Below are 12,619 nucleotides of genomic sequence, written 5' to 3' on the forward strand. Positions count from 1 at the left end.
TAGATATAACTGACATTCATTCCATCAATAAATTTCTGGCTGTAGTAAAAAAAGAACGTGGCACAATTGATTATGTTATCAATACCGCTGGATTGCTAATAAAAAAACCTATTGATTCTTTATCTCAGTCTGAAATTAATAATTTAATAGGAGTTAATTATACAGGTGCAGTAAATGTTGCAATTGCATCTAAAAAATATTTAACTGAAAGTTCAGGTATGCTTGTTAATTTCACGTCAAGTTCATATACTCGTGGACGCTCATTATACGCTCTCTATTCATCATCTAAAGCAGCAATAGTTAACTTCACTCAAGCACTTGCTGAAGAATGGACAACAGAGAACATTCGCGTAAATTGTATTAATCCCGAAAGAACTGCAACACCAATGCGTACAGCTAATTTTGGTCTTGAGCCAACTGAACTTTTACTAAATGCAAAAGATGTTGCGTTAACAACTATTAAGATATTAGGAACTGGAAATACAGGACTGATTGTTGATATTAGAAAAGATGGTCGTTAAGAGGTGATGCAAGTGTCTGGAAGTAATTTATATTATATTTATTTGGATACTAAAATAATTGGAGCTTTGGAGCAACTTGTTGGTTATTTCCAGACACAGGTTTTTGACTCAAATAAATGCATTGAAGTAATATGTAAATACTATAAAGAAATAGCAGATACATTTCAGAGCGTTTTTATCAAACATAATATTCCTTTCAGATTTGTACGTAAACAATCAGATTATAAACTTGATAAAGGAAAAGTAGTATTATATCTTTTCAATGCGCAGTCTAACTGTAAACTAGTCGCCAATAGGAATTTAGTACATATTTTTGTTACTCATGGTGAAAGTCACAAATTAGCTTCAATTAAACCGATTATAAGAATCTATGATTATGTTGTAACATCAGGAAATGTAGGAATAGATCGTTTTCTTAAGTCGGGAGTTTTTACTCCCTATGATGTTCAAAGCGGGCGTATAATCACGTTAGGAGACACATTTTTAGGAAATAATGAGTTCCATTATAATTTTAATAGCAATGCTCTAGTTTATGCTCCTACATGGGAAGGAGGAGTACCTGAAGAAAATTACTGCTCATTGCAAGATGTAAATATAAAGAAAATAATTAACTTTTGTAAGCGGGAAGTAATAAGGTATGTATACATCAAGCCTCATCCAAATCTAGGGCACAGAGATAAGAATTATATATCTCAATTAAATTTAGCCATTAAAACCTTTAGGGAAAATGGGATCATTGTGTTTGTTTGTACATCAAAAAATAAAAAATTCAACATTTTTAAGTTTTTACTAACTGCAAAAAATGGATGCGTTAAAAAAATTAATGATTGGGGGGCAGTCAAGTTTGCTATTACTGATATTTCTGCAATGGAAATGCAATTTATACGAAAAAAAATACCATGTCTAACGTTAATTGATAGAAAATATACCAATGAATTATACATTCCTAAAAGGCTTAACACGTATATCTCAAAAACTTTTTTTGATATTAATGATTGTTTATCATATGATTCAGACTCAGAAAAAATAAGAGATGAATTATTCGATTATTTTATAACCTATCCTTCAAGGGAAATTGCTGGTATGTCATATTCCGATCGTATTCAATGGCTTTGCCAGTATACAACAATGCACATGCGGAAAAGAAATGAATTTTTCAAAGAAAATTATTGAGCATTAAACGATGATTTTATTAATCTTGTTCTGATTTATTTTAATTAATTACTATTATTCTATAATTCATAACTGAATATTATATTATTATGTAAAAATCCGTTTTCGAGTTTAGACAGGAAACGTTATACTTTTCATTCATGTTTATATCCTATTAATTCAAATTATATAAATAAAATTGTAATTATAGATACTCGATATCTGGAACGGTTGATGTATCAACACGATTTTATAGTACTGCAAACTTCTTCTTGGCAGCCAGCAACGATAGATCTACTTCTGTGGTGTTCACAACCACTCTTTCAGTCTGAAGTGGAATCATTGACTATTAGTACAAAGCTTAGCAATACAGCATATAATGTTAACTTTCTAATACATTAACTCACAATACTCAGCTTCATTGAAGCACAATAAGCTTTATTTTTTACTGGTGATTAATCAACAACCAGAGGAGCAAACACGCCATAACTGGAACCGCAAAATCTAATAGGCTTGCCTATTCTGTACGCGAAAATTAAAACCGCTCCACCGTGGCATTTTATTCCGCTTACTATGTCCGAATATTTCTACTCAGCGATATTCAGCTTGGGTGTGTTCATGCACAATGAAGAATGTGCAACCGGCTATAGCACCATAGGCCAAATTTCCAGTAAGAATGCCGACCAGTACCTGTACAACCACAGCACAAAGCACAGGAAAATGGGAAGAATATCCATCATAAATTTCCCTGCTTTGGTATAATTCCATTTGTTATTAAATCGGATAAAATAGTACATCCACGCAAATATCTAATTACTTCACTGCGAATGACATACATGATAGAATCATAACCTAGACTATCTGAAATTTAACCATTTCCGCGTTTTATGCCCGCAGCTTCCGCGGGCCTTTTTTAGTTAAATCATCCCGAAAAAGAAACTATCATATTCAATTTTATTCCAATGTGGAATAAAATATGCGACTGCACAATATGTACCATTAGCTTTGTTTCATGTCTTCCCCGCTTTCGAAAGAATGCGGGGATTTTTATATGACCAGAACTTCACATCCACTATATGTATACATATAATTCGCTTCGCTTAAAAATATTCAAAATTCAGTTTGACAGGTTTAGATATGCTGAACTCTCACCAGCAAAATAATCACCAATAAAATTGTTATGTATGTTAAGTATATCGTGTCGTATTGTAGCCTGCTGTGAATATGACATTATTAAATCATGTAAGAATATTTTGATATAACTCTCCATTTTAAGATTGTAGTGTATTTATATTGATAAATACAATAGATATTAGAGGTTGAAAAATGAAAGAAGATATTGCTGCTATGACAGAAAATATAGTGAGATTTTTTGAGCAGACATCACTGCGCGAATACATCAAAAAAACATGGTTCTACAATGAAAATTGCTTCGTTGTTGATTTTGAATATAAAGATGTGAAATTTGCATTAGACTTCACCGCCAACCAGACAGGTTTGGACGTGGATTTTGTACTTCGTACTGATTGTTCTTTTTTTACTGTAAAAGGTAGTGAAAAAAAAGAAAGGATTTCATCTTGCGTTATTTTGATTGAAGCTCTTCCCTGTGCTTTATATAAAATAATGTCCGTTATAAATACTATCGATTTAAATATTAAATTCGACATATCTGTTATAATTCCTGTTCATAATAGGGAAAGGTTAATTGTTGAATGTATAAAATCAATTAATTCGCAAACGCTAGATAAAAATAGATTTGAAGTGATTTTTATTGACGATGGTTCAACAGATAAAAGTATTCCGGCAATTGAGTATTTTATTGCACCGGACATAAATTGGCGTGTTATTCGCAGAGAAATTCCTTCCGGAAATGCTTCAGCTCCACGCAATGAAGGAATAAAAGCAGCCAAAGGACGTTATGTTTTCTTTTTAGATTCTGATGATGCAATTCATCCAGAATTACTTTATGATGGACTGCATATTGCAGATAAAAATAATAGTGATATTGTATATTTTAAGCAAGCATCATCTACAGGACGTGGAATACCTGTACGGGCATTCAGAAAAAGTGCTAACAAAGCAGATATTATCAAAAATCATTTATTCAGATCACTGAGAGTTTTCAAATTTTTTAAGCGAGAATTGCTCCTTGATAATGGGATTTTATTCATCCAATCAATTCCTGTTTACGAAGATGTTATTTTTTCATGTCATGCGTTAACTGTTGCTAATATTGTATCAGTTTTATCAGATAAAGATTATGTTATTCTTAATCGGCACGATCAACCACATCTTTCTAAAGTGAACTTTCCAGTTGAAAATAGAATTTTTGTTTTGCAAATTGGGTTGAACTATATTTTGATAAGTAAAAAAGGAATAAATGAAAAAATAAAAATGTTCAACGCATGGATGATTATATGTTCAGAGCATTTAGCAACCATCATGAGAAACAAAAATCTATCGTATGAGGAAAAAGAATACTTTTTTAGGATGATGCATAAATCATTAGCAGCCCATCCAGAACTTACAAACATTGAGTTGATTTATAAACAATTTAAAAATCTTACACAATATTTGCTGGAGGGGAACTATGAATGTTTTAAACATGATGCTTTGGAATTGAATAAAATAAATAAGAAGCAGGAGAAGAATTGATTTAATCATCTATTTAGCTGTATAAAAATATTTCCGCGTAAGGAGTCCCATGCGAGATAAAACTAGTTATCCCGCATGGCTTTTTTATTTGCAAATATAATTTATATACCAAAAATATTGGAAACGGAACTGCAATCAATATGCGAAAATTTTAGCGATGTAGTTAACTATTGAAAATTATATCTAACTTAATAAATCAAATTGTAAGGCGTAATTTTTTAGCATGCTTCTAATCGTTGGATGTGTTTTGAATTAACATCCATTGAGACTGAAATTTAAATTATCAATTAAGATATTACGTTTTAAGCTTGACGTGCAAGACTCAAAAAATCCTTATCAATCTTAATTTCATGTTCAAAACTCCACTCCCCATAATAAACCCCATTAACCTGCGTCTTCACCAATAAATACCCACGAAACTTCTTAAACAGTTTCATATCCGGTTTAAAATCAGCCTGCCAGAACTGGTGCAAATGCCCTTGATACGTCAAGCCCTTGATGTCGTACAGGGCATTGCCCATCACTTTAAGTGGTTTGTTATGAATCAGCGCAGAGATCCCCGCCGTACTGTTAATCGTCACCACCGCTTTTGCGTGGCGTAATAATTCCGGCATCGGGAGGTCGTGCACGTATATGACTCGCTCACCTAAGCCATATTCCTTACTCAATCGCTTAATTAATGGTCGATAGAGTCTGTGACCACGATCCATCGGATGATGTTTGATCACCAAATAACTTTCTTTCGGCGCTTTACGCGAAAATGAGTACATGACTTCATTAATATAGTCACGCACATCGTTATAATTGCTGTGGTTACGAATCTGGCTATCGTTATATACCTGCAAAACGGCAAGATAATAACGTTGATCCAGCTCGTTCATTAACCTCGGCAATACCTTACGCTGTGTTACCTTGTAAAGTTGCTTGCGCCAGTACGCACGAACCCAGCAACGAGCCTCATACCAGGGAGAAAACGATTTGTGATGGCGATAGCGAGGAAACTCATGACGGTAATGCCAGCCCATCAGGTAATACCACATCGCATGACCAATACGTTTCATTGTTGAAGGTGTTAAGTTCTCAACATGCGGCGCAGGCATATCTGGTAACTTACGATAAAAATCCGGATCGCGCGGTAGCGATGAATATGCGTTCACTCCGCCTTCTTCAACAGTAATAAATTGCGGGCGTAAATATCCTTCTTCAAATGCCAGGAAGCGGATACCTTTCGACTTTGCCCAGCGTTTTGCTTCTTTATGCAATGGGCGGCAGTCGCCAAAGCAGAGGATAGTGTCAAAGTCATATTGCCGGTGGAGATCTCGCAACCATCCGGGAAACTCTTTCGGTGTCTGGTAGTAAGCCAGATAATGTCGATGGCGGCAGTAAAAACGATCCCCACCGTTGAAGACAACATTCACAGCGTTACGGCCTAATGACTCTAGCCACTCGGCGACATCACTGAAAAAGGGTCCCATTGGCCCCTGTAATAGCAGATATTTTTTACCGGATAATAAAACGGTTAGTGCATTACCTTGCATAAATAATTTGTGTAATAGTCAACTGTGAAATTGTTTAGCCAAATCTGACCTTGCAGAACATAATTAATTTGCGGTAATAGCGTATTACTCGCCCCGCTTTTTTTCTGGTAATAAACATCCGCTTGCGCGGAGTCTGGATCAAATATTCCGCCGCCTCTTCAACCGTAATAGGTTGTAGCCGTGTTGGGTGGATATAGGTTGGATAAACAATTAGCGCCTGATATAGCAGATCCGCTAACGTTAATTTTCGCTCGCGACGCGGGCAGCGATGTTCATCAACGGTTAAACCCCAACCGGCATAGAAGGGCAGGCCGTAACAATGTACGCGCTTGCCATGTAATAACGCTTCAAACCCCGACAGCGACGTCATGGTATGCACTTCATCTGCGCGCTGAATGCATTGAATAATATCTGCGTCCAGTGCCTGATAATCAGCAAGTTCAGCAATCTGTTCTGCCGGAATATCGCCCTTGCGATTCCCCACCAGTACATCCGGGTGCGGTTTATAAATAATGTAGGCGTGCGGATTACGCTCGCGTACTGTGCGTAATAACTCAAGGTTGCTCTTAATCGAGACGGTGCCTGTTTTAATAGAGGCATCGTCCTCTACCTGACCCGGCACCAGGATAACTTTTTTACCTTTGGCTTCGGCTGGTAGAGAGAAATCGGCTCCCAGGTTGTACTTGCTCAGTTTGCTTTCAACCAGTCGCTGGCGTAATTTTTCAGCTCGCATCTTCTGCGCCAGCGTTAGCTGGCTATGATTCAGCAGCACTTCCAGATCGCTAGGGCGTGTGGCGTCATAGTAAATACCGCGTTTATCCAGCACCAGCGATAGCGGCGGCAGCAGGTCAGAGCCAAGTCCGGATGAACGCAGAAAACCATCTTCCATTCGCCATAATGGCAGTGAGTTTCGCTGCGCTTCGGCTCGCCATTGCTGTTCCCCCTTTACACCCCATACCACGCAGGCGCTCGCCGCAGTACAGCGACGTGAAAAACTCAGCCGGTTTGTTGGCGTTCGTAAGAAGGGTTTCAGGATCGCCGACTTCCACAGCGTTAAGCCTGGCGCCCATAAATAGCCATTACGCTGTTGCAGATGTCGACGTTGTAATTGCAGCCATTGCAACACAGTAAACAGATCGCTTACTGCTCCCGTTTGCGGATCGATATAGCGACAGTAACGCAGGTATGCTGCGGCAAAAAGTTCTTCCAGCGTGGCAGAACCGCGACGGGCAGATAACAAAGCGGACTGCGGATGACGATCGTCCGTTAAGCCCCAGCCTGCATACCAGGGCTGACCGAAGCATGTCACCGGTTTTCCTGCCAGCAAGGCTTCAAAGCCGTACTGGGAGGTCACGACGTAAACCCTGGAAACGTGTCGCAACAGCGACTGCGGACTGACATTCTCCGCAATCAAACGTACTCGTTGCGTGGCGTGCAGATCGGCGAAATAACCTGTTTTCTTTCCTTCCAGTACATCTGGGTGCACCTTCACCCAAATTGCCGCTTGAGGATTTTCCGCCATCGCGGCTTCCAGCATGGCGGCAAACTCATTCTGACCCGCATTACCATACGTCACTGACATATCATTAAATGTCTGATCGACAACCAGAACGATGTCTGAATGTTCTGATTCATCAGCCACAAACGCAGGCGCCAGATTATATTTCGATAAATCTTCGGTCACGATGGTGTGCATTGCTTCTCTGGCCTGATCTGCCAATGCCGCATTTCCGGCTTTATCCTGTACCAGTTTCTCCAGCGCCGAAGGCTTGCTGGCATCGTAGTAAATGCCGCAATCATCCACCACCAGAGAAAGCGGCGGCGCACCATTGACGCCAAGATCCAGCGAGCGCACAAATCCATCTTCCAGACGGATGACCGGTTTTCCCGCTGCTTTGGCGATGGTGACTGGTTTCGCCGCGCTGGGGCGATGTCCCCACACGGCGATAGCATCAACTTCTTGCGGAACAGGGCGCAGCAGAGAAAGTTTCTGGCACGGTTGCGCCAGAAATTTCTCCAGATTTGGAATACGCCAGATGCCGGACGAGAAAATGCCAATCATGCGTTTTCAGCCAGTTCCTGTGCCATCAGGGCGCGCACTTTTTCAAGACATGCAGGGGTGTCAACGCCCGGACCGGTTGCGGCAACCTCAAACGTGCGAATGTTGATTCCCGCGTTCATTAACCGTAGCTGCTCCAGTGATTCCGCCTGCTCCGGCATGGACTCCGGTAACTGACTGTAGTTTTGCAGCACATCGCGACGATAAGCGTAAATACCAACGTGTTTCAGGTAGCGCGCTTTTTCAGCATTGCGCGGATAGGGAATCGGCGAACGGCTGAAATAAAGTGCATCGTGGCGGGTATTCACCACCACTTTTACCGTGCTGGGTTCAGTCGCCTCTTCGGCAGATATCGCGTGGCATAGTGTTGCCACCGGCAACTCGGGATCGTCACGCATTCCTTGCAGCAGCGTTTCTACATCCTGCGGACGAATCATGGGTTCGTCGCCCTGCAGGTTAATGTAGATATCTGCCTCGACTTTATGCATCACTTCGACCAGCCGATCGGTGCCGGATTCATGATCGGTACGCGTCATAATGGCTTTCCCGCCAAACGCCTGTACGGCCTGTTCAACACGCGGGTCGTCAGTTGCCACCCAAACTTCTGCGACGCCCGCCACCTGTAACGCACGCTCGTAAACATGCTGGATCATCGGTTTGCCAACAATATCAAGTAGCGGCTTACCCGGCAGGCGCGATGAGCCATAACGAGCCGGAATGACAATAACTGCTTTGCTCATTTCAACTCCTTACAACGACAGAATTACTTTTGCACCCACCGCCAGCTGATAGAGGATGGTGGAAATACCACGGGTAACTTCAATGTTTTTCGATTCATACTTCGGCAGAACCATAATCTCATCGCCCGGTTTGAGTGAATCCACATCTTCCGCGTTGACGGCTGCACCGTTCTGACGAATGACGATAATTCTGGCGTTACCCGATTTCTGCGTCAGGCCACCACATTTCTCGATGTAATCCTCGGTGGTCATTCCCTTCTGCCAGCTCACCGCGTTCGGGAACAGCACCTCGCCATGAACCATAACCAGCGATGTTTTCTCCGGAATATTGATGACGTCGCCATCTTCAAGCAGAACAGAATCAATATTGGACTCGTTGAGGATCACTTCACCTTTCGGAACCACGGTGCGCGCTTTCGCCACGAAGCGGCTGATCAGTTGCGCTTCCTGCATTCGCAGGCTGGCTTCTTCTTTGGTGGAGGACTGGGCAGAAAGTGACGCTTCCTCCAGCTTTTGCAGCGAGAGATTCAGCATCTCTTTCTGACGCTGAGCCACTGATGGGCGATAAAGCTGAACCGCGTTCATCTGCGACATGCTGTTCGGGCGGACTTTTTCCAGAACCGCACGCATGGTTGAACCATAAGGCAGCACCATGGCGTGTTCACCGGAGTGCGCGCCTTCAACCCGCACCTGAATGGTGCCGGCATAGCGGTCAGTGCTCACAATTAAGGTATCGCCGTTCTGCAACATACGGCCTGGCGCAGAACTGATCGGATAGTATTCGCTACGTTTTTGCAGCCCCTGTTTACGCATAATCGTAATGTGAGTCGCACCAGGCTTAGGGCGCGCCCAGCTCAATGCTTCCGTTACGGGAATGCTGCTTTCACGGAACTCAAAGTCGTAGCTGTTGAAGACATCGCCCTGAACGCTGAACGTATGTTGACGAGGCCCAACGATGATGGTGTCACCATCGGCGAACTGCGAAAGCCCCAGTTTACCGTTCAGCAGGAAGTCGTACAGGTTGACGTTGGAGCGCACGCGGTTGCCGCGCTTGACCACAATATCAACGTAGCTCCCACGCTCTGGATCAACGCCGCCAGCCTTGATCAGATAATTCAGTAAAGAATCAGACGTCACGCCGCCGTACAGACCGGGATTACGCACAAAGCCGGTCACGTACACTTTTACTGGCTGCGCCTGTAATAAGGAGGCGTAGACGTTGACGTTGGACTGGTACACCTCCTTCACTTTTGATGTAACCAGAGTGTTCAACTGGCTATTGCTAACCCCGGCAACTTTCACTGGACCAACGTTCGGCAGGAAAATATTGCCTTTGGGATCAATCTGTAAGGCACCATCAAAGGTAAACGCCCCCCATAAACGAACCTGAATGCTATCGCCCGGATTCAGAATATAGTCAGGGTTGAATCCCACTGTCGCACCGCTATCCGCGCTGGTGCCGTTGAAAAGTTGAGCACCAAACATACGGCTCATTACCACCGGCGGTGCGGGCGGCGGGGTATTATCGAAGCCGCTCATGTTTTGCGTATCCGACTTTTGTCCGCTCAGAATACCGGGGAGTGGCGCTGCTCCTGTCAGGTTTGGGTCAGCGTTAATATCAATGGCCGCGCTGGCCTGCGCCGCGTGACAGGCGGCAATCAGTAAAATTGATTTAAATAATTTCATCACAAACTCATTCAGCGACAGCGTTAATCTCGGTGATCTTCAATAACAGCCAGCAACAGTTTCAGGGTGCCGAACAGCAGGCAGCACACCAGTAACCAACAGGCGATCAAATAAGGGATGTTTGGAAAAGACGATTCCTGCGGCAACTGTGGCGAACTTATAACCGACAGAACCTTGAGCTTACGAGCCGCTTCTACACGGGTCTTTTCAATGGAGGTCAGGGTCAGTTTGTACAGTTCGCTGTTGAACTCTACTTTTGATTTGATTTCTTCAAAATCCACTGCCATGCGGTTTAATTTGTCACCTTGTGGCGCCGTGATTTTGCTTTTTTCTTCGTCGATTTGTGCCTGCAATGACTGAATCGCATTACGCGCACTCACCACTTGTGGTGCATCTTCACGCAGATATGTCAGCAAGTTACGCAGGTCTGCTTCCATCTGGATCTTCTGACCCATCAGCGTATTGACTAATGTGCTCGCCGCCTCCGCCTGGGCTTGTGGATCCAGGACGTTGTTGCTGTCCTGATAAGAGAGCAGTTCCGCTTTGCTGGCATTCAGACGCTGGCGCGCTTTTTCCATCTCGCTTTCTGCAAAGGCAAGCTGATCGCGCGCAATGCGATGCGACATCTCATTGATAAAGCGTTCTGACTCTTTCAACACGGTCTGGTTAAATTTAAGCGCAAACTCCGGGCTAAAGCCCTGCGTCTGAATATTCAGCAATCCGGTCTTATCGTCATACGAAACGTTGATACGATCCTTGTAGTACTTGAGGAAGCCTTCTGCGGTTTCATCCTTGCTGAGATGATTAAGAAAATCGAGCCCGCTGTGGCTAAACGCTTCACGAAAATTCAGTTGCTTATCCAGCGCCGCCAGCATATCCGGCGAGTTGATGTACTCTTTCAGATACAGCGCATCTTCTGCGGAACTGGGGTTAGAGGCGCCCAGAAGCAGACCAAAATTCAGGCTGCCGCTGTTTAAATCATCTGAGCGTTTAATGGCGACTTTCGACTCGCTCATATAGCGAGGCTGGCTGAAGATGGCCAGATAGATCAGCAGCACCGCCATCGGTGCCAGAATGATGATTTTCGCCAGGTGTTTTTGGATATCTGCCAGTGAGATGGCAGACAGACGAGCACGCATCCAGGATACGGCAGACTTCACTTTTATCAACATGTAACGATTATCAAAGTTTCAGTGGGGCGCAAACTCAATGAGAGACTAAACTCTCGCACCCCGTTGCTTAATTAGTCGAAAATGCGCACAAGGCCAGTGACTTTATTTGCCTTGTTAGTCACCAATAACGTTGAGACGCGGTGCTTTTGCATTTTTTCTTCCGCTTCAATGATCATGGTGTCTTCCGGTAGCGTCAGCGGTTCACGCGTCATCATCTGAGCCGCCGTGGCGGACGTCAGAGAATCCTCTTTTTCCATAAAGCGACGCAGGTCACCGTCGGTGATAATGCCTGCCAGCCCGCCTTCTGCGTCTTCTACCATCACCATTCCCTGGCATCCGCTGGTGATACGTTGAATCACGGTTTTAAATGACGCATCCAGCTGCACCGCAGGAACATCATGCTGCATGACATCCGCAACGCGGGTCAGCAGGCGACGGCCTAATGAGCCACCCGGGTGATAACGTGCAAAATCATTTGGCATAAATTTGCGCTGATGGATCATGGCAATAGCCAGCGCATCGCCGATCGCCATGGTCAGCGTGGTGGACGTTGTTGGTGCAAGATTATTCGGGCAGGTTTCATTCGCCATATGGAGTTCCAGCACAGCATCAGCATTTTTCGCCAGCGTGGAATTTCCATTATTGGTAATGGCGATAATTCGGTTGCCGAAATTTTTCAGTGAAGGAACCAGCTTGAGGATTTCATCCGTTTCACCGCTGGCGGAAATAAGGATCAGGAGATCGTAGGGCGTAATCATACCCAGATCGCCATGGAATGCTTCTGCCGGATGAATAAAGAAACTCGGTGTACCGGTAGAGGCCAGCGTCGCTGACATTTTACGTCCGACATGCCCCGATTTACCCATTCCCGAAAGAATAACGTGCCCTTTACAGTTCATTATCAAATTAAGGACACGCTGGTACTGCCCGGAATCAAGTTGTTTAGACAAGTTTTGTAATGCTGCGCCTTGTTCTGCCAGGGTCTGGCGAACAGAGGTAATTAAATATGGATCGATAGTACTGCTCTGGTCATCAGGTAAATGTCTTTCAGACATATCAGCTCCTTTGCACGGAAATAATGCCACAGTCACAACAA

Annotated in this window: 9 protein-coding genes and 1 pseudogene; 3 read left to right on the plus strand and 7 right to left on the minus strand. The window is 43.4% G+C overall.

What is annotated here, in order from left to right; translation table 11 throughout:
• On the plus strand, window positions 1-521 hold a 521-nt coding region (locus tag A7Z29_RS04325), incomplete at its 5' end, for an SDR family NAD(P)-dependent oxidoreductase (protein ID WP_198599415.1).
• 6 nt (window positions 522-527) lie between these two features.
• The gene (locus tag A7Z29_RS04330) at window positions 528-1,694 is read left to right on the plus strand and encodes a hypothetical protein (protein WP_286135299.1); all 1,167 of its coding nucleotides are present in this window, start codon (window positions 528-530) and stop codon (window positions 1,692-1,694) included.
• A gap of 424 nt (window positions 1,695-2,118) precedes the next feature.
• Here A7Z29_RS04330 and A7Z29_RS23605 read toward each other — a convergent pair.
• Window positions 2,119-2,410, minus strand: a pseudogene (locus A7Z29_RS23605) (hypothetical protein).
• Window positions 2,411-2,999: 589 nt separating this feature from the next.
• On the opposite strand from A7Z29_RS23605, the gene A7Z29_RS04345 reads away from it, so the two are divergent.
• Window positions 3,000-4,328, plus strand: coding sequence for a glycosyltransferase family 2 protein (locus tag A7Z29_RS04345; RefSeq protein WP_286135291.1), 1,329 nt, complete (start codon window positions 3,000-3,002; stop codon window positions 4,326-4,328).
• 302 nt (window positions 4,329-4,630) lie between these two features.
• On the opposite strand, the gene A7Z29_RS04350 is transcribed toward A7Z29_RS04345, so the two are convergent.
• The 6 genes from A7Z29_RS04350 to A7Z29_RS04375 all read right to left on the minus strand — a co-directional run bounded on the left by A7Z29_RS04350 (window position 4,631) and on the right by A7Z29_RS04375 (window position 12,578).
• The gene (locus tag A7Z29_RS04350) at window positions 4,631-5,866 is read right to left on the minus strand and encodes a capsule biosynthesis protein (protein ID WP_105289835.1); all 1,236 of its coding nucleotides are present in this window, start codon (window positions 5,864-5,866) and stop codon (window positions 4,631-4,633) included.
• A 34-nt stretch (window positions 5,867-5,900) separates the two neighbouring features.
• Window positions 5,901-7,928 carry a capsular polysaccharide biosynthesis protein gene (locus A7Z29_RS04355; protein ID WP_105289836.1) on the minus strand — a complete coding sequence of 676 codons (2,028 nt, stop codon included), beginning with the start codon at window positions 7,926-7,928 and terminating at the stop codon, window positions 5,901-5,903.
• Window positions 7,925-8,665: a 3-deoxy-manno-octulosonate cytidylyltransferase gene (gene kdsB, locus A7Z29_RS04360; RefSeq protein WP_105289837.1), complete on the minus strand. Its 741-nt coding sequence runs from the start codon at window positions 8,663-8,665 to the stop codon at window positions 7,925-7,927. Before kdsB ends, A7Z29_RS04355 begins: the two co-directional genes overlap by 4 nt.
• Window positions 8,666-8,674: 9 nt before the next feature.
• Complete coding sequence (locus A7Z29_RS04365) at window positions 8,675-10,351, minus strand: polysaccharide biosynthesis/export family protein (protein WP_010348153.1); 1,677 nt, start codon at window positions 10,349-10,351, stop codon at window positions 8,675-8,677.
• A 23-nt stretch (window positions 10,352-10,374) separates the two neighbouring features.
• Complete coding sequence (locus tag A7Z29_RS04370; RefSeq protein ID WP_105289838.1) at window positions 10,375-11,523, minus strand: capsule biosynthesis protein; 1,149 nt, start codon at window positions 11,521-11,523, stop codon at window positions 10,375-10,377.
• Between the two features lie 71 nt (window positions 11,524-11,594).
• On the minus strand, window positions 11,595-12,578 hold the full coding sequence (locus A7Z29_RS04375) for a KpsF/GutQ family sugar-phosphate isomerase (protein WP_001298261.1): 984 nt from the start codon (window positions 12,576-12,578) through the stop codon (window positions 11,595-11,597).
• Window positions 12,579-12,619: the final 41 nt, after the last annotated feature.

This window comes from Escherichia sp. MOD1-EC6842, from assembly GCF_002965705.1.
GTDB lineage: Bacteria > Pseudomonadota > Gammaproteobacteria > Enterobacterales > Enterobacteriaceae > Escherichia > Escherichia ruysiae.